Annotated in this window: 22 protein-coding genes; 9 read left to right on the top strand and 13 right to left on the bottom strand. The window is 42.0% G+C overall.

Annotated features, from left to right (window positions below):
* Positions 1–6 precede the first annotated feature (6 nt).
* A complete protein-coding gene (gene fadA / locus GWK51_RS06830) occupies positions 7–1,179 on the top strand; it encodes an acetyl-CoA C-acyltransferase FadA (RefSeq protein WP_142769675.1) in 1,173 nt (390 codons plus the stop codon).
* Positions 1,180–1,232: 53 nt separating this feature from the next.
* Here the strand turns inward: fadA and GWK51_RS06825 are convergent, their stop codons facing one another.
* A complete protein-coding gene (locus GWK51_RS06825) occupies positions 1,233–2,774 on the bottom strand; it encodes an SIR2 family protein (RefSeq protein WP_161933142.1) in 1,542 nt (513 codons plus the stop codon).
* Positions 2,775–3,107: 333 nt separating this feature from the next.
* Between GWK51_RS06825 and GWK51_RS06820 the strand changes: the two genes are divergently transcribed.
* Positions 3,108–3,806: a YidX family protein gene (locus tag GWK51_RS06820; RefSeq protein WP_161933141.1), complete on the top strand. Its 699-nt coding sequence runs from the start codon at positions 3,108–3,110 to the stop codon at positions 3,804–3,806.
* A gap of 55 nt (positions 3,807–3,861) precedes the next feature.
* Here the strand turns inward: GWK51_RS06820 and GWK51_RS06815 are convergent, their stop codons facing one another.
* The 4 genes from GWK51_RS06815 to GWK51_RS06800 all read right to left on the bottom strand — a co-directional run bounded on the left by GWK51_RS06815 (position 3,862) and on the right by GWK51_RS06800 (position 7,071).
* Positions 3,862–5,250 carry an 8-oxoguanine deaminase gene (locus GWK51_RS06815; protein ID WP_407925967.1) on the bottom strand — a complete coding sequence of 463 codons (1,389 nt, stop codon included), beginning with the start codon at positions 5,248–5,250 and terminating at the stop codon, positions 3,862–3,864.
* A gap of 58 nt (positions 5,251–5,308) precedes the next feature.
* On the bottom strand, positions 5,309–5,581 hold the full coding sequence (locus tag GWK51_RS06810; RefSeq protein WP_100242766.1) for a hypothetical protein: 273 nt from the start codon (positions 5,579–5,581) through the stop codon (positions 5,309–5,311).
* A gap of 94 nt (positions 5,582–5,675) precedes the next feature.
* Positions 5,676–6,428 carry a hypothetical protein gene (locus GWK51_RS06805; RefSeq protein ID WP_142769678.1) on the bottom strand — a complete coding sequence of 251 codons (753 nt, stop codon included), beginning with the start codon at positions 6,426–6,428 and terminating at the stop codon, positions 5,676–5,678.
* A gap of 127 nt (positions 6,429–6,555) precedes the next feature.
* Positions 6,556–7,071, bottom strand: a complete 516-nt coding sequence (locus GWK51_RS06800) for a hypothetical protein (protein ID WP_407925966.1) — start codon at positions 7,069–7,071, stop codon at positions 6,556–6,558.
* Positions 7,072–7,307: 236 nt separating this feature from the next.
* Here GWK51_RS06800 and GWK51_RS06795 point away from each other — a divergent pair, with 236 nt between their 5' ends.
* The 6 genes from GWK51_RS06795 (at position 7,308) to GWK51_RS06770 (ending at position 12,116) form a co-directional block, all read left to right on the top strand.
* The gene (locus tag GWK51_RS06795; protein ID WP_161933140.1) at positions 7,308–8,006 is read left to right on the top strand and encodes a DsbA family oxidoreductase; all 699 of its coding nucleotides are present in this window, start codon (positions 7,308–7,310) and stop codon (positions 8,004–8,006) included.
* 252 nt (positions 8,007–8,258) lie between these two features.
* The gene (locus GWK51_RS06790) at positions 8,259–8,492 is read left to right on the top strand and encodes a hypothetical protein (RefSeq protein WP_161933139.1); all 234 of its coding nucleotides are present in this window, start codon (positions 8,259–8,261) and stop codon (positions 8,490–8,492) included.
* 211 nt (positions 8,493–8,703) lie between these two features.
* Entirely contained in the window at positions 8,704–8,886 is a 183-nt protein-coding gene (locus tag GWK51_RS06785) for a hypothetical protein (protein WP_142769680.1), read from the top strand.
* Positions 8,887–9,182: 296 nt separating this feature from the next.
* Positions 9,183–9,362 (top strand): hypothetical protein, encoded by a 180-nt coding sequence (locus tag GWK51_RS06780; RefSeq protein ID WP_161933333.1) that lies wholly within the window; start codon positions 9,183–9,185, stop codon positions 9,360–9,362.
* 9 nt (positions 9,363–9,371) lie between these two features.
* Entirely contained in the window at positions 9,372–10,889 is a 1,518-nt protein-coding gene (locus GWK51_RS06775; RefSeq protein ID WP_161933138.1) for a hypothetical protein, read from the top strand.
* A gap of 87 nt (positions 10,890–10,976) precedes the next feature.
* Entirely contained in the window at positions 10,977–12,116 is a 1,140-nt protein-coding gene (locus GWK51_RS06770; protein ID WP_407925964.1) for a hypothetical protein, read from the top strand.
* Positions 12,117–12,223: 107 nt separating this feature from the next.
* On the opposite strand, the gene htpG is transcribed toward GWK51_RS06770, so the two are convergent.
* The 5 genes from htpG to GWK51_RS06745 all read right to left on the bottom strand — a co-directional run bounded on the left by htpG (position 12,224) and on the right by GWK51_RS06745 (position 18,006).
* The gene (htpG, locus tag GWK51_RS06765) at positions 12,224–14,143 is read right to left on the bottom strand and encodes a molecular chaperone HtpG (RefSeq protein WP_161933136.1); all 1,920 of its coding nucleotides are present in this window, start codon (positions 14,141–14,143) and stop codon (positions 12,224–12,226) included.
* Positions 14,144–14,256: 113 nt separating this feature from the next.
* Positions 14,257–14,601: a lysozyme inhibitor LprI family protein gene (locus tag GWK51_RS06760; RefSeq protein ID WP_161933135.1), complete on the bottom strand. Its 345-nt coding sequence runs from the start codon at positions 14,599–14,601 to the stop codon at positions 14,257–14,259.
* 174 nt (positions 14,602–14,775) lie between these two features.
* Entirely contained in the window at positions 14,776–15,360 is a 585-nt protein-coding gene (locus GWK51_RS06755) for an OmpW/AlkL family protein (RefSeq protein ID WP_161933134.1), read from the bottom strand.
* Between the two features lie 291 nt (positions 15,361–15,651).
* Positions 15,652–17,019 (bottom strand): Na+/H+ antiporter family protein, encoded by a 1,368-nt coding sequence (locus tag GWK51_RS06750; protein ID WP_161933133.1) that lies wholly within the window; start codon positions 17,017–17,019, stop codon positions 15,652–15,654.
* A gap of 108 nt (positions 17,020–17,127) precedes the next feature.
* The gene (locus GWK51_RS06745; protein WP_161933132.1) at positions 17,128–18,006 is read right to left on the bottom strand and encodes an alpha/beta fold hydrolase; all 879 of its coding nucleotides are present in this window, start codon (positions 18,004–18,006) and stop codon (positions 17,128–17,130) included.
* Positions 18,007–18,131: 125 nt separating this feature from the next.
* On the opposite strand from GWK51_RS06745, the gene GWK51_RS06740 reads away from it, so the two are divergent.
* Positions 18,132–18,617 (top strand): DUF4442 domain-containing protein, encoded by a 486-nt coding sequence (locus tag GWK51_RS06740; RefSeq protein ID WP_161933131.1) that lies wholly within the window; start codon positions 18,132–18,134, stop codon positions 18,615–18,617.
* 47 nt (positions 18,618–18,664) lie between these two features.
* On the opposite strand, the gene GWK51_RS06735 is transcribed toward GWK51_RS06740, so the two are convergent.
* The 3 genes from GWK51_RS06735 to rpoC form a co-directional block, all read right to left on the bottom strand.
* Positions 18,665–19,024, bottom strand: a complete 360-nt coding sequence (locus tag GWK51_RS06735; protein ID WP_142769689.1) for a DNA transfer protein p32 — start codon at positions 19,022–19,024, stop codon at positions 18,665–18,667.
* Between the two features lie 135 nt (positions 19,025–19,159).
* On the bottom strand, positions 19,160–19,699 hold the full coding sequence (locus tag GWK51_RS06730) for a hypothetical protein (RefSeq protein WP_161933130.1): 540 nt from the start codon (positions 19,697–19,699) through the stop codon (positions 19,160–19,162).
* A gap of 145 nt (positions 19,700–19,844) precedes the next feature.
* A complete protein-coding gene (gene rpoC / locus GWK51_RS06725; protein WP_100242781.1) occupies positions 19,845–24,044 on the bottom strand; it encodes a DNA-directed RNA polymerase subunit beta' in 4,200 nt (1,399 codons plus the stop codon).
* Positions 24,045–24,056 lie beyond the last annotated feature (12 nt).

Here is a 24,056-nt window from a genome sequence, read left to right as displayed (position 1 = left end):
ACGTGAATGGCTACTTTAAATCCACGTGACGTTGTCATCGTTGATGGCGTACGTTCAGCAATGGGTAAAACCAAAAACGGTATGTTCCGCAATGTACGTGCTGACAGCTTATCGGCTGAATTGGTTCGTGCACTCGTTGCTCGTAACCAGTTTGATGTTAACGAAGTTGAAGACCTTATTTGGGGCTGTGTAAACCAAACTTTAGAGCAAGGTATGAACATTGCTCGTAACATTGGTTTATTGGCAGACCTTCCAAAAACTGTTGCAGGTCAAACGGTAAACCGTCTTTGTGGTTCTTCTATGCAAGCGCTTCACACTGCTGCTGCACAGATTGCAACCAACCAAGGTGACATCTTCATCATTGGTGGTGTAGAGCACATGGGTCACGTCGGTATGATGCACGGTATCGACCTGAACCCAGAAGCATCTAAACACTATGCAAAAGCATCGAATATGATGGGCTTAACTGCTGAAATGTTAGGTCGCATGAACGGGATTACCCGTGAAGAGCAAGATGCGTTCGGTGTTGAATCTCACCGTCGTGCTTGGGCTGCAACGCAAGAAGGTCGTTTCAAAAACGAAATTATTGGTGTTGAAGGTCATGATGCCAATGGTTTCAAAATCCTGTGCGACATTGATGAAGTGATTCGTGCAGATGCTAACCTTGAAGCATTCCAATCGTTAAAGCCTGTATTCGACCCTAAAGGTGGTTCGGTTACTGCGGCAACTTCTTCTGCACTTTCTGATGGTGCATCTGCAATGTTGTTGATGTCTGCTGAACGTGCTCAAGCTTTGGGTCTTAAGCCACGCGCTGTCATTCGTTCTATGGCGGTTGCAGGTTGTGATGCAGCAATCATGGGTTACGGTCCTGTTCCTGCAACGCAAAAAGCGCTTAAGCGTGCTGGTTTAACGATGGCGGATATCCAAACCATCGAGTTAAACGAAGCGTTTGCTGCTCAAGGCTTATCAGTGATGAAAGGCTTAGGCATTTATGACAAGCAAGACATGATTAACTTGAATGGTGGTGCGATTGCGTTGGGTCACCCATTGGGTTGTTCTGGTGCACGTATTACCACGACGTTGTTAAACGTGATGGAACAGAAAGATACGCAAATTGGTCTTGCGACCATGTGTATTGGTCTTGGTCAAGGTATCGCGACAATCATCGAACGTGTTTAATGTTTAATTAAAGACTGAGATGAAAAGAAACCCCGCTTATTGCGGGGTTTCTTTTATTTATATTTAACTAAATCGTAAATACACACTAACCTTTTAAAAGATGAATTTTTTTTATGTTCATCAAATTTGACCCTTAAAAAATCATTAACTACCTTTAAATCACTTTTCATTTTTAATATACACCAGCTAAGAACATCAAATTTCCCAGTATCGGACAAATCTGAATTAATAACATCTTGAATACTTGTAAAATTTCTATTTTTATAAGTATTTTGATAGTTTGCAGGAATTAATTTTAGATAATCATTTTTATTCCGCTCAACTAATTCAGTTAACCCAAGTTGTTCTAGTTCTTCTATAGTTACATCTGTATTCTTTAAAAATTTCTGGATAGGTATATATTTACCTTTAGACTTTAATCTAGGAAGTGTTTTAGTCAATATTTCCTTTTTCTCAAATTGAATATCATCATAAATGATATCTCTTAATAAATTTTCAACTTCAATACCTTGTAAACCAATATCACCTATTTTACCTCTACTTAAGCCAAAACCTGCAACAAATTCAATTTCGCTTTTTCCATCCATAATTTCATCAACATTAGTAGCACAGTATAATTTTTTTTCAGGAGCATCTCCTTTAACAATTTCATAAAATTGCTCTCTAAAAACACGTAAAAGATACGCTGGAATCTTTCTTTCCCTAGCTTGGAATGCTTTATACACCTTTGAGTAATCATCTGTTTTAATTTGAGTAATAGGAATACTCTTACCCTCCTCAAAAGCAAAATGTGTTTTTGAAATTGAATCTTTTCCATCATGTGAACGATTTAAAAATATTAAATTATTTGCAAGTTTTTGTTTATGTTCATCATTCGTCATCATTTCAGAAATCGAACACAAAATAGATTTTATATTTTCATCATGTAGTGAGTAACCTATGAATAAAACTGGATGCTCAAGAAAAATTGATAATAGCTTTGCTGCTAAATATGGATTTTTCTTATGGAATTCATCATAATCTGCTTTAGTTAAGACTAAAGATTTTGGATCTGAACAACATCCATGAATCTTATATATTTCTGCTATTTTCTGTGGATTTGAGAATAATAAATTACTTTGACCTATATAAACTTTATATTTTTCATTAATAAAAATATTTTCTAAAAGTAAGTCCCAATTTGTTGTAATGATGCCATCAATAATAGTTTTATTAGATGTAAGAACATTCAGCTCGTGTTGTAATTTCTTGTCATCCATCATAACTGTTTTTAAATATTCACAAATATCATGCCTTAGCGGTGAGGATATATGTGTATGCCATTCAGGACGATTTGCTATTTCCTCTGAGGTTGGTAATGACCACCAATAGTTAGAATAGGGTTCAGCCATTTTTTCAGCTGCTAAAGCCAAATCTCCATTACTTTCACTTACATAACGAATAAATCCAGTCGGTAATTTTTCCCCAAATTTACTTAACAACCCTTTCCAATCCTCTAACCCTAAATACCTTCTAGAAAAACCAGAACCGATAAATAAAAATGGGGCTGTAGGACTATCTTTAATTATACCTTTCAAATTTTCAGTTATATCCATAGTACCCTCTAAATATTATAAAATTCAACAAAATAGATATATTAAACTTACAATATTTAAAATTCCACTTATCTAAAAGCAAACTTTACTAGATATTAAAATACATATGAAAAGTTCCTTCTCCCCTTGCGAGAAGGTTAGAATGAGGAGACAGTTTAAGAAAATCCTCACCCTAACCCTCTCCTTAAAAAGGAGAGGGAATTTCCATTATGAATCAATGGCTATACAAAAAATAAGAGATAAAAGCTTTTACAATCCTTTGAATCTTTTAATGATAGGCTTAACAACAATAAAAAATCTGCTTTATAAATTTTTAATGATTCGGAGTGACAGATGTTTTCATCACCAGTTAAAACCCTCATTGGTGTAGGCGTAATGGCGACACTTTTTACAGGCTGTGCCACCAAAACCCTCATCACCAAAGACAATAAAACCTATACTCGCTCCAACAAAGTCACTTTGGTTGAAGACCAAGTGGTTGCGTTTGGTAAACCCGCCCAAGCACTCACCACCCTACCTGCCAACAGCTTGGTCATTGCAGGGCAAAAGAATAGCTACATCTTGACCCAAGGCGGTGCTCAGTTTGTCACGCTCATCACCAAACTCGATCCCAAAAATATTCAAATGACCAAAGCACTCGACTTCTATTCAGCAAAAAATGATGGTCATTTCACAGGTACGCTGCCGCTTTCTTATATCAAACTCAAAGAAGACATCAGTAAAAAAGACCTCGAATTCTTTATCGAAAATGGCGCAAAAGAATGTTCAACTGTCAGTGATGAACGTATGCAGGCTCAACGTTTCTGTTTCGATATTCCTTTAGCAGGTGTGGTTTACCCTGCTGCAAATAATCTGAACAGCTTAAAACCGCTGAGTAAGCCGTATCAGGTCAGTATTTATAGCTATCAGGAAGAAAGCTATCAGTCCAAATCCAGCCTAAATCCTTTTGAGAAACTGGTGCTGCTGCCCTTTGCTGTTGCCATTGATGTGATTAGCCTGCCGTTTCAGGCTGCCGAAAAAATCTTTGATTAATCTCATACGATGAAGTCCATGCAGCAAGGCATGGACTTCTGTTTAGCAATGCGTATCAAGCCGCCAATAATGCCTTTGCCGCGGCGCGATGCTTGAATTTCAATTCTTCCAAATCCAATCCTTGAATTTGTCCTGCTTTGACTTGCCACTGCCCTGCCACCATCACATGTTCCGCTTTGTCGGCACCACATAACAGTAAGGCGGCAATCGGGTCATGACTGCCTGAAAACTTCAAATCATCCAGCTTATAGCACGCTAAATCTGCCTGAAAGTTGGGTGCCAACTGTCCCAAATCCTGACCACGTCCCAATAATTGTGCCGAGCCTTGCGTTCCCCAACTCAGTACCAGTTCTGGGGTAATCTGCTCTGCCCCATATTTCAAACGCTGTAAATACATGGCTTGACGTGCTTCTAGAATTAAGTTCGAGGCATCACCTGAAGCAGAACCATCAACCCCCAAACCAATTGTGGCACCGGCCTGCATTAAATCCAGTGTCGGGCAAATCCCCGAAGCCAAGCGCATATTCGAATGTGGGCAATGGCAGATGCCGACTCCAGCCAGACCCAAATGTTGAATTTCATCGGCATTGAAATGGATGCCGTGCGCCAACCATGTGCGTGCATTTAACCAACCGACACTTTCCAGATAGTCCACGGTACGCATACCAAATTTCTCTAAACAGAAGGCTTCTTCATCAAGGGTTTCGGCCAAATGGGTATGTAATCGTACATCCAACTGTTCGGCAAGTTGCGCACTTTCACGCATAATTTCAGGCGTGACCGAAAAAGGTGAACACGGCGCCAGCGCAATATTGACCATCGCCTCCGCACCGCGTTGATGATAGCGCTGCACCAGACGTTCGCTGTCTTGCAGAATGGTGTCCATGGCTTGTACGGTATGTTGCGGCGGTAAACCACCCTGTTCCTGACCCAAGCTCATCGAGCCACGCGTCAGCATCACCCGCATGCCCAATTGCTGTGCCGCGTGTACTTGAATATCGATGGCATCGGTCAGTTGCTGCGGGAATAAATAATGATGATCCGCGGCAAAGGTACAGCCCGAAAGCAACAATTCAGCTAACGCCACTTGGGTCGCCAAATGCAGTTGTTCAGGATTCAGTTTTGCCCAGACAGGATACAAGTTCACCAGCCAAGGAAATAAAGGCACATTGACCACAGGCGCCCAAGCGCGGGTCAGGGTTTGGTAAAAGTGGTGATGGCTATTGATCAAGCCTGGAATAATCACCAAATCTTTGGCATCAAAAACCTCATCACACGGCAGGCTTGGCAGTTGATCTTTGCCAAGTACCTCGACAATTTTCTGATCCTGAATCACCAGCCCATTGCGGGCATCCAGTTGATTGCCTGTAAAAATCGCCAGCGGTTGTTTAATCCAAATTCTTGAGTGAGTGAGCGTTGTCATGCAATGTTTGATTTCATCCATAAGGGAAACTCAAACAAGCAAAAAACAGACCATCCAGTCAAAAACTAGAGGCTTTCGCCTAGTGCAACAGCTCTTCCATCAACCACGCCATGTATTTCTCTTTGTCCATAAAATCAGGGGCATTGCCTGTATCTAGACTGAAATACTGACGATTAAACTCAATCACAATCTGTTCGGTATGGTGCCAGTCTTCAATCAAGCGAAAATACTGGCTAAAGAAGAAACGGTTTTTACCCCAATTGCTTAAACTTTCGAGTTTGGGATAGGCTTTATTTTCTAAAAACTCGGCATACACCTGTTGAATATCATCAAAGACCTGAATGGTTTTCATTGCTGTACCTGCTTTAAATCTGATGCGTGAATGTGTTCAACAGCTTCAACTTAACGCAGTTATCTTTAAGTTACATGACAATGCAAACCACCCCTTAATCATGCTTTTCTTGCAGGGCTGTTCGATTTTGTTGCTGGATCTGTTGCATCTGGCTATTCAGTTTCACAACCTCTTGATACAACGTATTAAATTGTTTTAATGCCTTATCATCATAAAACATGAAGGTATTGTTTTTATTTTCCCAGCGGTTATTTTTCAAGACCAGAAAAATCTGATCGGCTTTTTCCAGCACCTGTTTTTCAATTTCAAATAAAGCCAGTGCTTCATTTTGCTTTGCGCTTTCACGCAAATTTTCAGCCAGTTGCTGACGATAGCGCGATTGTATCGGTAATTGTTTGGCCTGTTCCAAGGCATTCTGTTGGGCTTGCTCAATTTTGACTTGATATTCCGTCGCCAAGGCATGTGCTTGCTGCAACATTAAGTCGGTTTCTTGGTAGTCTTGCTTTTTATCTTTACTTAAACGCTGAATATTTAAAAAATCATCCCAATGAATGGCTTTTAATTCACGCAAATAGGCATTACGTGCTTCGGCACTTTGAATCATTTGGCTCAGGACAAAATTTGCCATGACCTCATAATCCCCGTGTAAACGCGGGTCGCTGACATCTACTTCAATGGGTGTGTTCCAGTCTTTGGCTTGCGCATAAATCAGGTCGGTTTTTTCATATAAAACCTTTTGATATTGCTCCAATTGTGCGCTTTCTTGTTGTTGCACATGATATTGATAAAATAACCCACCAAACACGGCAGCAGTGGCTAAACCTAAAATCAGAAAGATACGTGGCATGATTCGCTCCGACTCCCCTTTTTTCCATCATAGCAAAGATTGCCTGTTGCTGAATATTGCAACATGTTAACGCTATCGCACACACCGTTGCGTAGGTGAAAAATCTGTAGCAAGCACGGTCTGCACACTATTTAAAAGGCGGGGCTTGAGGCAAACTCATGTTCTGCGGCAAAACCGGTTGAGGGTTAAAATCTATTTGCCCTATCGAAATCTGTTCACGAATCAGTTGTACATTGGATGCACCCCGATCAATGCCAAAAGGCTGCAACATAATGTACAGGCCTTCGGTTGGATCGGAGGACTGCAAACCCGAAGCAATATTCAACACATGCTCACGTAGCAGAGGTGGCAGCGTATCCAGTGCAGGCTCAGGAGCGGGTGCTAAAACCTCCAAATTTTGCGTGACGGTCGGATCCACCACAAAGGCCTGCGTATCTCCCTGCAACTGAATAATCCGATGCTGTAAAGCTTTACGAATATTTTCATCCTGCTGATAAGGAATCACGCCCGCTTCGGCGCGAAGTTCGGACTCCGCCATGCTTTTAAAGGTCGGTAAGGGCACAATTTCACCATTGGCAGATGCCAGTTGGGCACTACAGCACAACATTAGAGTTAGCACAGGAAGAAACTTCACAATCGCCATAACAGCATCCCAACAAAGCAATGAAGAGTTCGGTCATTTGAAATGATGACGTCTCCTTTATTGTATATTTTTCAAGCTTTATGCAGCATGCTTGTCAGATAAACGGTCAAGATGAACCTGTTATCCATCAGCCCATTACCCCGCATTCCGCTGACTTTTTCATGCTTGCTGCTTTAAATTCTGCAATTCACCCCCATAATTTTTAGCATTGCTATTTTTACTTTTTGAGAAATTCCATGCGCGTTGATATCTGGTCTGATGTAGTCTGCCCTTTTTGCTATATCGGTAAAAAACGTTTAGAAGCAGCAGCTGAACAGGCGGGTGTAGAACTTGAAGTGCATTGGCACAGTTTTGAACTCGATCCAGAAGCCCCTGCACGCCAAGAAATTTCCAATTCAGAACGTCTGGCGCAGAAATATGGTCGCACACTGGCAGAAGTGGAAGAAATGCAACGCAATATCGCGGCTATGGCGAAAGAAGAAGGCATTGAATTTAACTGGGAAAATGCCAATTCAGGCAATACCTTCAATGCCCACCGTATTATCCATTTGGCACAAAGCAAAGGCTTAGGCTCAGATGCCAAAGAAGCCTTCTTCTACAGCTATATGACTCAAGGTCTGCCAATTGGTGAACGTGAAACTGTAGAAGATGTGGCTGCACGTATCGGACTCAACCCTGTGGAAGTTGAAGATGTCCTCAACTCAGATGAATACGCCGATTTCGTGAAGTTCGATCAGGAAGTTGCGCGTGATCAACTCAAGGTAACAGGCGTACCATTCTTTGTGTTTGATCAACGCATTGCTTTGGCGGGTGCACAGCCACGTGAAGTGTTCCTACAAGTCCTCGACAAAGCGGTTGAAACTGCACAGGCAGCTGATGCAGGTCAATGTGATGTTGACGGTCAATGCGACTCGAGCTCTGAATCAAACCAATAAGCCTCCATCTCTAAATGCTGGATCATCAAAATCTCCTGCAATGCAGGAGATTTTTTTCGCCTGTTACTCTGCAAGCCTGATTTCAACCAAGGTGGCAACCTAATCCCTACCGAACATACATTTCGCACAAATAACATCACGCTTCTATTGCAGAAGCCCTATGCGGATGACACAGGAAGCCAACACGGCTTACATTCCTCTCGGCTAGGCTAAAACCTCATTCTTGTTACCGCGCTTTGACATGAGGTTGATATGAATATGCAACAGAATCCAGAACAACTAGCTGTATCCGAAACCCCACCCGATTTAAGCCGTGCACGATCACAAAGCAAATCCCGAAAATCCAAAATTTCACCCGCCTTAACGGGTGCAATTATGGGAGCCATTGCAGGACGTTTTGTGCCCAAACTCAGCCCTTTTTCAGGTGCTGTACTCGGTATTATCAGCAGTAAAATGTATCAAAAACATCAAACCCGAACCCGTTAAACTATTTATTTTTCAACATTTTTTTCATTCGCTAGATTGCCTTAGCCCCCAAGGCAATCTTAGAGCAAAAACTCTATAATATTGATTTATAACAATAAATTAACTGATCAGTCATCTTTTAACCCGCCAAAATTGTTTGTTTTTTGATAGCATACCTTGGTTATTATTTCTCCCTATCCATTTTGGATAATCTCTCCTCAAGGTGATTTTTATGTCTATCATGAAATCTATTTTGGCTATTGCCGCATTTGCAATCTCAGCTCAAGTTTCTGCTCAAGTGGTATTCGTACCCAACTTCCCTGTGCAACCAGAGAGCAAAGCCCAAACTTCAACAGCAACGCCATCTGAACATACGGCGCAAGATACTTCTGCTCCTGCAAAAGACGCGGCATAAAACTTAGCGTTTGATATGCTCAACAAAATAGCCCCTTTGGGGCTATTTTTTTATTCTAGCTTTACAAGGACTCAAGTTGTTCAACGACACACGCTAGCGTTCATCTTGAAAATGTTTAGTTCGGCTTCACGGTGTCAAAATGAATTGTTACGAATATTTTTCAGCTAAAATTTTAAATAAATGTCATATTCAAATAAAAATGCGTCAAATATGACAAAAAATTTCATGTTTTTTTCATATAAATCCATATAATCAGAATATCTAGGTCATTGAATCAAGAGTTAAATTTCATGCACATGCAAGATATTCAAGCACTCATTCAAGGAAAAGTTGCACCACAAACGATCAATTTAGATGAATTGATTGCGATGGCAGAACGTTATCCGCAACATACCTCTACGGAATACAAATTATTAGAAATAGCCGCCAATATTGTTTTGGCGAGTTATTTGGAACAGGCACAACAGCATCTTTAAAGACCGCCTATGAATGTTTTAGAAAAAGCCCATTTAGCCAAGGAATTACAAAACCTTATTCATGGTTTAGACCAGCGCTCTTTATCATTTTATGAAATAGCAAAGTCTAAATGTCGTCTCAAGGAAATTTTTGTCCGTTGTGATGAGCCTATTTTTAAAAAGCAAATTCTGAATTTTAAATCTCATATGCAACCAGAACTTGCAGCTCAAGAATTTGCTAAACATTCATTATATGTGCAAACTTTTCGGGGAGTCTTTAAGCAAGATACTGCTTTAGAACAAGCGCTTGAGCAACACCCAGAAATGGGCTGGGCAATTCTGCATCGCGCCAATTTAGGCTTCCAAATTTGGTATATTCCTGCCCCAAACCGTACAGCACTCATGAGTGACTGGGATGGACTCGAACAAAATTATGCTTGGATGTTAGAACAACAGGAAATGTATCATGGACTTAAAACTGATGTAGAACTAAATCAAGCAATTTTTGAACCGAGCAAAGGGTTCAAATCCCAGAAAAGATTTTCGATGCCTGCTACTCAGACCACTGCAGATGACAGCAAACAGGTAATGTCAAATATGGCAAACTTACATCAGGATAATACCTTTTATGTTGAGCCACTGACACTACAGCAAAATACTTCACTCGCTACACGTACAGAAATAAAACCTGAATCTAATTCGACTAGCATTTCAATGCTTGATCTCAGTCTTACACCGAAAGATGACGAACAAAGAACGGTCTTGACTACTCCCGCAAACATGACGATGACGGCTCATTTCAAGGCAGCGACCCCATCAACTGCTTCAGATCATCTGCTTCCCCAAGTGATTGAACTTGGACAATGGAAATGCCGCTTAGCCGCATTACAGTTTGCACAGGCACAAGAACATAAACTGTGCAGTTTAACCGTGGAAAATGTGCCTGAGTTAATGCCGCTATTGGAACTGATTATTTCAGTCTCCGAATTAGAACAGTATGTTAATCAACCCGTCTATTTGGCTGAACAAATCAATGCTCAAGGCCGTTTTGTTAAATATCTTGCCATTTTAGGTGCTGAAGATCAGCTACAGGCCATTCGCTTAGGTAACATTGTCAGTCAGCATTATGCTTATGAAATTTCAGCCTTAAAATTACTGCCGAATGAACAGAAACTGAAGCAATGCAAGATGGCTGAACAGCTGTTCGAGTTATATCATGAGCATGCACAATTGGTCTGGAACACCGAGACTTATCATCCGTTTATTCCTGCAAAATGCGTGCAAAAGCAGCGATTTATTGCCTTTGATGAAGCGCCAGCAAATTATGAAACGCCTTTAATTCTCCTGAAAGAGCGGCAGAAAATTCGAATCATTCATGGTCATGCACGACTGCAGTTATCGCATGAAGAAATTGCCTATCCATTTATTCTTCTGGATCGCAATCAAGGCATTTCGTGGCAATTGATTCAAAGCATTATTCAGACGCTCCCACAACCCATTTCGGCGTCAAAATTGCATGCCGCGATTCAAACGCACATCGGCAGTTAATTTATTTTATTTTGTAGCAAAAGCTTGATTTTCATCCCTAAAATTCACCAAACTTGTGAGGTAAATTTAGAATAAAAGATTATGAGAATGCCTACAATGAGAATAACTTTTACCCAGCCACTTGTGTTGATGGTTGCCTTGGGGATGGGGCAGACCTCAAGCTGGGCCAATACGACCGATATACAAGAAACTGCCCCAACTTCGGCTCCCTACACCATCGAGCAAGCCCCCGATCAGGAGGGCAGCTTGTTCTATACCATTCCACGCTGGATTGATTCAACACCAACCGTGCTGCCTGAACAATCCGATGAACAAATCGTCCCATCGACTGTGGTGACGGAAAACCAGACTTGGATTGACCGTAAACAAAAGCAAATTCGCAATTGGGCGGATGACACTTCGCAGGACATCGATGGCTGGTTTGGGGATCGAAATAGCGATGACCCCGCCTCTGCCACCTTAAGGGTATTGATTGATAACCGCTGGAATAAATACGATGAATACGACGTTAAACCGCGTATTCGCGGCAAGATCCGTTTACCCAATCTAGAAAAGAGACTCAGTCTGGTTTTCGGGGATGACTCTTTGGATAATGAACTGTCAAATAGTGTTGCCATTACCAATGAAAATCCGCCAAGTCCAGATAATGACAAAGCCTATGACCGTCGGCAAAACCGTGATGCCAACAGTTCCTTCGCCTTACGCTGGTCAGACATTTCCAGACGCTTACCTTTTGAAACTGACTTTGATATCGGTCTGCGTTCGGGCGATGACATCTATCTACGCTTAAAAGCCAAAAAAGATTGGACCCTTGAAAATGACTTTTTCTTTCATGCTGAACAGATTTACCGTTATGGTATCGACAGTGAAAATTATTTACGAACCAACTTGGAATTGACCCATGCCCGTCCCGATGCAGCCTTTTTAAGTGACCAATTCAGCTTAACCTATGCCGATGTACAAAAAGATGATTTAGTTTGGGACAACTACGCTTTCCGCCAACATCAATTCTTTCAAGGCAATACCTTTAACTACGGGCTCTATACAGGCGGGTATCTCGATAATTCAGATTTACGTCTGAATAGTTGGGGACCGTTTGTCTCTTGGCGTCAACCATTGTGGCGTGAATGGTTCTATGTCCAAACCGATCTCAATTATTACAATGATGATCGCGCTGACCGAGATCACTATTTCAGTACCATGCTCCGTTTAGAAGCATTGTTTTAAACCCTCTTGTGGAAACAGCGTTGTGGATAAGTTCGCTTTTATCCACATCAGCGCTCAATAAAAAAGGCAACCTAGATTAAGTTGCCTTTTTTATATTAAAGCTTAGCTTATTTCAGCAACAACTGATTAATGCGCTTCAGATACTCAGCAGGATTTTCAGGTAAACCACCCTCTGCAATCACCGCCTGATCAAAGATCACATTGGCAAGATCTTCAAAATGAGTGCTGCCATCCAGCTTTTTCACCAATGGATGCTCAGGGTTAATTTCCAGAATTGGTTTGCTTTCAGGAACAGCCTGACCTGCTTGTTTCAGCATACGAATCAACTGTGGAGAAAGCTCACCTTCACTGGTCACCAAGCAGGCTGGTGAGTCCACCAAACGCGTGGTTACACGAACTTCTTTGGTTTTGGCTTTTAAGGCATCAGATAATTTATCTACCACAGGTTTAAATTGCTCTGCGGCTGCTTCGAGTGCTTTCTTCTCTTCCGCATCTTGCAAGTCGCCTAAATCGACCGCACCTTTAGACACATTTTGCATTGGTGTACCATCGAAGTCCTGAACAAAATTCATTGCCCATTCATCCACACGGTCAGCCATTAACAAGACTTCAATGCCTTTCTTCTTGAACAGCTCTAATTGTGGTGAGTTCTTCGCTGCATTCAGGCTCTCCGCAGTCACATAGTAAATGGCTTTTTGCCCTTCTTTCATGCGCGCTTTGTAGTCTGCCAAAGAAGTACTGATCTCATCATTGGTTGAAGTCGCAAAACGCAATAACTTTAAGATGCGCTCACGGTTACCAAAGTCTTCACCCAAACCTTCTTTCAACACTGAACCAAATTCAGTATAGAAGGTTTTGAATTTCTCTTGATCTTGTACATCTTCCGACTTTGCCAAACCATCCAATACCGTCAAGATACGGCGGGCGTTGCCTTCGCGGATGGTTTTGACATCACGGCTCTCTTGCAACAATTCACGGCTGACATTCAGCGGTAAGTCTGCACTATCCACCACACCTTGTACAAAGCGCAGATAGTTCGGAATTAAATTATCCGCATCATCCATAATAAACACACGCTTCACATACAGCTTGATGCCTGCTTTGGCTTCACGCGTGAAAATGTCATGCGGTGCTTTACTTGGAATATACAATAGTTGCGTATATTCGGTACTGCCTTCAACACGGTTATGTGCCCATGCCAATGGTGCATCAAAATCATGGCTTAAGTTTTTATAGAATTCGATATACTGCTCTTCAGTGACTTCATTTTTACTGCGGGTCCATAAGGCACTCGCCGAGTTAATCGCTTCCCACTCATCGGTTTTGACCATCTGACCGCCTTTCGGTGTTTCACCTTCGGCAACTTCTTCTTCCTGCCAAACCTCTTTCTGCATTTCAATTGGCAAGCTGATATGGTCGGAATATTTATTGATAATTTGCTTAACTTTATAGCTTTCTAAATAGTCCAAGGCATCTTCACGTAAGTGCAGAATAATGTCTGTACCACGCGTTGCCTTGTTAATTTGCTCGACTTCAAAATCACCAGTACCGCCACTGATCCAGCGCACCGCCTCTTGCTCAGGCGCACCTGCATGACGTGATTCAACGGTGATCTTATCCGCGACAATAAAGCCCGAATAGAACCCTACACCAAACTGACCAATCAATTGTGCATCGGCTTTTTGATCACCTGTGAGCTTCGACATAAAGTCTTTGGTGCCCGACTTGGCAATAGTACCAAGGTTATCAATCGCTTCTTGCTCCGTCAGACCAATGCCGTTATCCGAAATGGTCAGCGTTTTTTGTTCTTTATCCAAAATGACACGCACATGTAAATTTGGGTCATTTTCATAAAATTCAGGATGGTTAATGCCTTCAAAGCGCAGCTTATCGCAGGCATCCGAAGCATTCGAAATTAACTCACGCAAAAAGATTTCTGGGTTTGAATACAGTGAATGGGTCACCAAATGGAGTAATTGTGCCACTTCAGCCTGAAAGCTATGTTTTTGTGTATTGTGCTCGCTCATACAACCTTCCTCGAATTCATTCACACAGTGTTTTTATCAGATGCTTTATGAATTGGAGTGACGCAGTGATTTTTCAATAGCAATTGATCTTTTTTTTCAGCAATCATGCTTTTTTAATACGGTCCGCGTTGATAAATCTGCTGCAAATAAAGATCCAGCCGCTGTTGACGCATGGCATAAACATCTGTCAAACAACGTGAATTATCTCGACATTGGTCACGTAAGCGCAGCCATTTGACTTGTTCATCTTGAATCACCGAACGTGTACCCATCGGGACTAATCGTTTTAAAATGTTATAGGTGGCCGCCATTTTAACATCCGCATCATTCAAGCTGAGTTGGTTACAGATTTTATGTTCGGTGAGGGTTTCCGCACGTGCACAATCAAAACTGGCAGCAGAACTTCCCATTGCAATGAATGAAGTCAGTGTAAATAACGTTATTTTTAAAATTCGCATGTCTAAACACTCTATTTTTTATCTAATTTAAACAAAATCAGTAAGATAAAATGTAATCTTTTGCGTCTGCACAGTGAAGGATTGTTGCAGCTAAAATAGCAAATGAACAATAGAAAAAAACCCCATCAAATGATGAGGTTTTAGCGGTGTTATTATTATTCTTGTTTTTATTACTTAGAATTTATAGCTATAACCGATGGTATAAACCACTGGATCGATATTTAAATCAAATTTAGTGCCATCAATTAAAGTGACTTCTGGACTTAAATCTGCATATCGAACATCTAAATATACACCCCAGTTTTTCGCATCAGCGGGTTGATAATTAAAACCAACCTGACCTGCAAAACCAAAGTCTTCTTTAACATCTTTCGCTAAACCATCTTCATCCCATGCAATAAATGCGGTACCACCAACACCAATATATGGAGTGAAACGGGTTGAATTTTTAAAGTTATATTTAGCCGTAATTGTTGGTGGTAAATGTTTTACCTTAGCCACTTTATCGCCATTTAACAGTACGTCATGATTAAATGGGGTCGCTAATAACAATTCAGCAGAAATAGGAGAGTTACCAAAGAAATATTCAATAGAAGGCGTAAAACCAAATTCGTGATCTGCTTCAACCACTGCACCTGGTGCTAAAGTTGTATCTCCAGTTGGAGAAAGTAACGATGCCCCTACTTTTGCCTGCCAGCCACCTGCCATTGCAGATGCAGAAATCCCCATTAAAGCAATAAGAGCAACTTGTTTTAACATATTAAACCAACCTCTATAATAAAAAATTTAACGCTTAATTAATATTAAACAAGACTGTTATTAATATGCAACACTTATTAAATAATATAAATACAATTTATTTTCAAGCCACTGATTAATAATATTATTTATTTTAATCTGACCAATATGGTTGGTATTTAAAACCAACCATATTAATCAGATATTTATTATTATATTCAGAGCATACCACTCAAGTTTTTATTATTAACATATTCCAAATATATCTATTAATTTATCAAAATAAAATAGATTAAAATACTCAGAATTAAATTAAAGTACCATTGCTGCAATCCAGCCAAATACCAACAACGGCAGATTAAAATGCAAGAAGGTTGGCACTACACTATCCCGCATGTGATCGTGTTGACCATCCATATTTAAACCTGAAGTTGGACCTAAGGTTGAGTCTGAAGCTGGTGAACCAGCATCACCCAGTGCCGCGGCTGTACCGATAATGGCAATGGTCGCGGCTGGACTAAAACCGAACTGCAAACATAACGGCACATAAATAATCGCTAAAATTGGCACAGTCGAAAATGAAGAGCCAATCCCTAAGGTAATGAGTAAACCAATCATCAGCATGAGGAAAGCCGCCAGTGCCTTGCTGTTACCAATCCACTCTACCGAAGCTTCCACCAAAGCAGGAACCTGATTAGTCGCTTCTATCACCGCTGCAAAACCCTGTGCAGCAATCATAATAAAGCCAATTAAGGCCATCATGCGCATACCGCTAATAATCACATCGTCGGCTTCTTTCCACTTGAAAATGCCTGCACAACTTAAAATGGCAACGCCAACCAGACCTGCAAGAATCATGGAATCTGAATACAGTTGCACAGCCAATGTCGCGATCACCGCAAATGCAGCCATCCACAAGGTAAATTGTGCGATTTGCGGCTTGCCATCATGGCTTTGATTTACATCGGATGAAATACGGTGAATGGTATTTCCGACTTCTAAATCTTCATAGACACGCGGTTTACGGTAGCTAATAAATACAGCCGTTAATAAACCCAAGAACATACCTGATACCGGAATAATCATCGCATGCGGAATTTGCTCATTGCTGATGGAAAAACCATAAGGCTTACCAAAAGTATTGATGTTATGCGCCAAAATGTCATTTAAGAAAATGGCACCAAAACCGACAGGTAAGCACATATAGGTGGCCACCAGACCAAATGTCAGTAAACAAGCAACTGCACGACGGTCTAATTTTAAGTGGTTAAATACACTTAATAGCGGTGGAATCAACACAGGAATAAACGCGATATGCACAGGAATCAAGTTCTGAGAAAATACTGCTGCCAATGCCACGGTAAAAAAGATCACATATTTCACTTTGGTTTGTGCTTTGTGATCCGCTTCATTTTTCACCGTTTTAATGAGTTTATAAGCCAATAAATCGGGTAAACCCGAACGTGCCAAAGCCAAAGCAAATGCGCCCAATATGCCATAGGCTAAAGCAATTTTTGCCCCGCCACCAAGCCCATTGTTAAACGCTTCCAGCGTCCCTTGCAAGCCTAGACCTGCCAGCAAACCTCCTGTCACTGCACCAGTAATCAATGCAAATACAACAGGAACACGAGCTAAAGACAGTCCGAACATGACTGTAATAGCAGCAATAATCGCGAACATAACAAACAAGTATGAGAAAAAAAGAAGCATTCTAACAGAGTTAAAACTGAAAATTACTTCTCTTTCTCATACCGCTCTGGGAACAGGGTTGGCAAACTTAATACAGATTTAATTCGCGAGTTGATTACGTTCGATAAAATTCTGAATATGAAATGCCACTTGCTCAGGCTGACTCAAAATCGCCCAGTGATTGGCCTCCAAATCAACCCGATGAAAGTCTGGACTCCATTTTGGCATTTCATCAATCAATGCAGGACTGACAAAATTATCCTTCTTTAACACAATGGCTTGGACTGCACATTGCGCAAAACGTTGTCGTGGCTGAGTCAGTCGAGGCAGAAAGTTTGCCCTATAGAGTCCCACACCATGCTGACCATCTTTGGCAATATGGGTATTTAAAGGCAGGTCTTGCACTTGTTCCAACTGTTGTAGCATCCGCCCCCAATGTTGCGGTTTAAAAAAGCGCCAAAAGGTCGGTGCCAGAAAAGGGAGATGAAATGCCATGATGTACCATGATTTGCCCAACTGTTTGAAAAACTGTTGCGGCTGTTGCTGAAATTGTTCCCGCATCCAATACGCTGCATGGTCTAAACACGGTCCAGAAATGGTGCTGTAGGATAAAATCCGTTGACCAAACTGCTGATCCGTCACCGACTCCCATGACTGAATTGAACCCCAGTCATGCGCTGCCAGATGAAAATCACGTTGCGGTAATACACTGTCAGCCACGGCCTGCAAATCTGCCGAGAGTTGTGACAAAGCGTAAGCGTGAATGGATTTTGGTACAGAAGACTGTCCTGCCCCTCTAACATCATAAGTGATGATATAAAATTGCTGTGCCAAGAACTGAATGACAGGTTCCCAAACTTCCTGATTATCAGGATAACCATGAACCAAGACCAAGGCAGGATTCGTGATCTCTCCCCATGCTTTCACATAAAGACGCTGCTGATCTGTGGTGGTGACCCATTGAGTTTGTACTTGCATGATGGATTTCCTTTTTTGTTTTATCGTATTTTTTCTACAATCAGACGAGCTGCTGACTGCTGATTTGCATTTTTTCGGTGTCAGGTTAAGATGAGAACAAGCGCTAAAAATACCTATTCTGTCCTATGAGTATTCTCAAAAGATTACAAAACTTCCCCACCATCACCAAATTCATATTGAATCGCTATGCCCCTTACCGTGGCGCAGGGATTCAGGTCGAAAAGATTGATTTTCCGAACTACCATATTCGGGTCAAAATGCCACTGACAAGCAAGAACCAGAATATTGTCGGTGTGCATTTCGGGGGAAGCCTCTATTCAATGATTGACCCATTCTACATGTTGTTGCTGATGCATCACCTTGGCTCAAAATACATCGTCTGGGACAAAGCAGCCAAGATTCAGTTCTTAGCGCCAGGACGTGGAACCGTATACGCCGATATCCGTATTGATGCCGCTGAACTTCAACAGATCAAAACACTGGCTGAAGACTATGCTCCTGTGAATCGTATCTACCAGCTCAATATTTATGATGAAGCTGGTGTCAGAATTGCTGAAGTGGAAAAAACAGTCTACATTCGCCGCAAAAAATCAAAGTCAGATCCAAAATGAAAAAAGGCACTGTATTCAGTGCCTTTTTTAAATCATATCAGCCGTGCTTAGCGGTTATTGTTTTCCAGTGCTGCGCCAGCACCTGCACCAATTGCACCACCAATTGCGGCGCCCGTGCTACCACCAAACACTGATTTACCAATAATGGCACCCACGCCTGCACCTACACCACTATAGGTTGCATTTTTGGTTGAACCATTTTGCGATTTGCTTCCTACAGCCGCACCTGCACCTGCACCAAGCGCAGCACCGGCACTGCCACCGATATTACTACCGACACCACCACCTAAAGCGCCACCCAAGGCTGCTGCACCCACACGCTGCTCCGATGCAGACATATTGCTACACCCAGTGAATGCAAATGCAGAAACCGTAGCAATCAAGGCTAAATTCATTAATTTTTTCATGAGCGTATCTCCATTCCCCATTGTCTTAGTACACACCCTACAGGAGCATTAAGGAGTGAAGATGGAGCTTTATCAAAAAATCCCCATAAAATTATGAGGATTTTGTAAAAACTAAGCATGCTATAGCTCTAATCCCTACTCATCTTTGATCACCATCACATCTTTGGTGGTCTTACCATCACTCTGAATCACGGCATGGGTGGCACTTTTGCTGTGTTCGGGATTTTTGACCTGATCAATTTTCAGATTTTTATGGACAGGTTCTTCCCCTTTTTTAAACTGAACACCTGAAGCATCGACCTGTTTCCCTTCAGCCACCACTTCACCATCTCGCATTACTTTGGAATCCACTTCAATTTTTGAAGTCGGTACAATTACACTGCCTTTTTGTACCATGGGTACCTTCATTTTTTCATCTGAAAATTCAGCTTTGTCATCCACAATTACCACATCACGTGCCACCACATCTTTACCTTTATTGGTCACTTCAAAAATGGTCGCGTTCACGGTTCTGACTGGTTCTTTGCCTGACATACTACGAATGACTTGAGTTTTCACAATAGGCACAACTGCTTTATCTTCGATCACGATGGTATTGGGCATTGGTGCAGCGAATACTGAACCTGCCGCCATCATTCCAAACACACTTAAAATCAATTTATTATTAAATTTCATATTGTTAATACCTTATGATTAATTATAGATTTACGTTTAAGCATAGAACTTTATGCGTATTATTTTGTGATTTTTTTTAGTCGTTCTGCTTCAGAATGTAAAAAAGCCACCCGAAGGTGGCTTTTCATCAGCGTTTAAGGACTATTTAAAGACCATTAAACTCATCATTAAATGCTTGGCTAAGCGCTTGGTCTACATCAGAGAAGTCATTGTGAAGCTCAAGCTCTGCAGCCTCTGCTTCTTGACGACGACGTTCTAAGTGGTAAGCCAAACCTGTACCTGCAGGAATCAAGCGACCTACAACCACGTTCTCTTTCAAGCCACGTAAATCATCTTCTTTACCTGTTACAGCCGCTTCAGTTAACACACGTGTGGTTTCCTGGAACGATGCAGCAGAGATGAACGAGTCAGTAGAAAGCGATGCTTTGGTAATACCCATCAATTGACGTTCAAACTTCGCTGGGAACTTGTTCTGAGCAAGTACGGCTTGGTTTTCACCTACAACGCGGATGTAATCCACTTGTTCGCCTTTGATGAAGCTGGTATCACCACCATCCGTGATGTCTACTTTACGTAACATCTGACGCACAATCACTTCAATGTGTTTGTCGTTGATTTTTACACCTTGGAGACGGTAAACGTCTTGAACTTCGTTCACGATGTAGTTGGTTAATGCAACTTCACCTTTCAAGCGTAAAATATCATGTGGGTTTTGTGGGCCATCAGAAATGGTTTCACCACGGTTCACATGTTCACCTTCAAACACGTTGATTTGACGCCATTTTGGAATCAATTCTTCGTAAATTTCAGAACCATCATCAGGTGTAATTACCAGACGGTTCTTACCTTTGGTCTCTTTACCGAAGCTCACGATACCTGACACTTCTGCCAAGATTGCATGCTCTTTCGGCTTACGTGCTTCGAACAAGTCCGCAACGCGTGGAAGACCACCGGTAATATCACGAGTACGTGAAGATTCTTGTGGTACACGACCAATAACGTCACCCACACCAATTGTTTCGCCATCACGGACAGAAAGAATAGTGTTTTGTGGCAAGAAGTAGAACTGTTCGCCGCCATCAGCAGTATCCAATACCACCGCAGGACGTAAATCTTTACCAGAAGCAGGACGTGCTGTTACAGGCAAGATTTCAACAGTCGTCATACCTGTTGCATCATCCGTCTTAGAGGTTGCTGTAACACCATCAGCGATTTGGCTGAAACGGATTTTACCTGCAACTTCTGTAACAAGTGGATGTGTATGCGGATCCCAAGTCGCTACGATACCGCCCGCTTCAACAGCTTCACCATCTTTCAACAAGATTGACGCACCGTATGGCAGTTTATAACGCTCACGCTCACGACCTAAGTCATCTGCAATACCGATTTCACCTGAACGTGAAACAGACACCAAGTGACCTTTGGCATGCTGTACCGTTTTCACGTTATGGAATCGTACGGTACCTTTGTTACGTACTTGTACACTGTTCGCAGCAGAAGTTCGGCTCGCAGCACCACCCACGTGGAAGGTACGCATCGTTAACTGTGTACCAGGCTCACCAATCGATTGCGCAGCCATTACACCCACAGATTCACCTGGATTTACCAAGTGACCACGTGCAAGGTCACGGCCATAACATTTCGCACACACGCCAAATGTAGATTCACAGTTTACAACTGAACGCACTTTAACTTCATCGACACCCGCTTCTTCAAGGAAGTTTGCAAGTTTTTCATCAATTAAAGTGTTACGTGGAAGAATAACTTCGTCAGAACCCGCTTTCTTCACGTCTTCTGCAACTACACGACCCAATACTCGAGTACCTAAGTTCTCGATCACGTCACCGCCCTGAATGAACGGAGTCATCACTAGGCCACCTAAAGTGCCACAGTCAGGCTCAGTAATTACCAAGTCTTGTGCCACGTCTACAAGACGACGTGTTAAGTAACCAGAGTTCGCTGTTTTCAATGCAGTATCGGCCAAACCTTTACGTGCACCGTGCGTTGAAATAAAGTACTGAAGTACCGTCAAGCCTTCACGGAAGTTCGCCTTAATTGGCGTTTCAATGATCGAGCCATCCGGTTTTGCCATCAAACCACGCATACCTGCAAGCTGACGAATCTGCGCCGCACTACCACGGGCACCCGAGTCAGACATCATGTAGATACTGTTGAATGATTTTTGCTTCTCATCTTCACCCTGTTTGTTTTTCACAGTGGTATAAGACAAGTTGTCCATCATCGCTTTCGCAACTTGGTCGTTGGTACGTGCCCAAATATCGACAACTTTGTTGTAACGCTCACCCGCAGTTACGAAGCCTTGTTCAAACTGTTGTTCAATTTCACGAACTTCAGTTTCAGCTTTTTCAATAATTGAATATTTCGCTGGTGGAATAACCATGTCTTCCATACCAACCGATACGCCTGAACGTGTCGCTTGACGGAAACCAAGGTACATCAATTGGTCAGCAAAGATAACAGTATCTTTCAAGCCCAATTTACGGTAGCAAGAGTTGATTAACTTCGAGATGTTTTTCTTGGTCATCTCAACGTTAATTTGTTGGAAATCCATACCTTCAGGAACAACTTCCCAAAGTAAGCAACGACCCGGTGTAGTATCTACAACGATAGTTTGCTGTTCACGGTTACCATTTTCATCAATCACAGTTTGGTGTACACGTGCTTTAACGCGAGCGTGTAACGCAACCTGACCTGTTGCCAATGCGCGGTTTACTTCATGCGTATCCGCAAACACCATGCCTTCACCTTTGGCATTGATTGCATCACGTGTGATGTAATACAAGCCCAAGACCACGTCCTGAGAAGGAACGATGATTGGCTCACCGTTTGCAGGTGACAAGATATTGTTGGTCGACATCATTAACGCACGAGCTTCTAATTGAGCTTCAAGTGTTAATGGTACGTGTACCGCCATTTGGTCACCGTCGAAGTCGGCGTTAAACGCAGCACAGACGAGCGGGTGTAAACGGATTGCTTTACCTTCAATCAGGATCGGTTCAAATGCTTGAAGACCCAAACGGTGAAGTGTTGGCGCACGGTTCAACATCACTGGATGTTGACGAATCACAGATGCAAGAACGTCCCAAACTTCTGGAGTCTCACGCTCAACCATTTTCTTCGCAGCTTTAATGGTTGTTGCCTGACCAGATGCTTGTAATTTCGCGAAAATAAACGGCTTGAATAATTCAAGTGCCATTTTCTTCGGAAGACCACATTGGTGTAAACGTAAGTTAGGACCTACAGTAATTACCGAACGACCCGAGTAGTCAACACGCTTACCAAGTAAGTTTTGACGGAAACGACCTTGCTTACCTTTGATCATGTCTGCCAAAGATTTCAATGGACGTTTGTTCGAACCCGTAATTGCACGACCACGACGACCGTTATCAAGCAACGCATCAACAGACTCTTGTAACATACGTTTTTCGTTACGTACGATGATGTCTGGTGCAGCAAGGTCTAGAAGACGCTTCAAACGGTTGTTACGGTTGATCACACGACGGTAAAGATCGTTCAAGTCAGAAGTCGCGAAACGACCACCTTCAAGAGGAACCAACGGACGAAGATCTGGTGGAAGTACTGGAAGTACGTTCATCACCATCCATTCTGGCTTGTTGTTCGACTCTTTGAATGCTTCCATCAATTTCAAGCGTTTAGACGCTTTTTTCAACTTCGTTTCAGAAGTTGTTTGTGGAATTTCTTCACGAAGACGAGAAATTTCAGCTTCAAGATCGATGTCTTTTAACAAGTCTTGAACTGCTTCCGCACCCATTTTCGCAGTGAATTCATCACCGTGTTCTTCTAACGCATTGAAGTATTCTTCATCGTTAAGAAGTTGGTATTTCTCAAATGGAGTCATACCTGGGTCAGTAACAACATAAGATTCGAAATACAATACGCGTTCGATATCACGTAGTGTCATATCCAGTAACAAACCGATACGGCTTGGTAATGATTTCAAGAACCAGATGTGTGCAACTGGAGAAGCCAATTCGATGTGACCCATACGCTCACGACGAACTTTCGCAGTTGTTACTTCAACGCCACATTTTTCACAAATGACGCCTTTGTATTTCATACGCTTGTATTTACCACACAAGCATTCGTAATCTTTTACTGGACCAAAGATTTTGGCACAGAATAAACCATCACGTTCTGGCTTGAACGTACGATAGTTAATTGTCTCAGGCTTTTTCACTTCACCGTGAGACCATGACTTAATCATTTCTGGTGACGCAAGACCAATACGGATGCGATCAAACTCAACTGGAGCATGACCGTCTGAGTCCGTCTTTTTGCGCATGATATCGAGCAAGTCTTTCAATTTTTTTCTCCG

This window comes from Acinetobacter kanungonis, from assembly GCF_009939195.1.
Classification (GTDB): Bacteria; Pseudomonadota; Gammaproteobacteria; order Pseudomonadales; family Moraxellaceae; genus Acinetobacter; species Acinetobacter kanungonis.
This window is presented reverse-complemented; position numbering and strand designations above follow the sequence as displayed.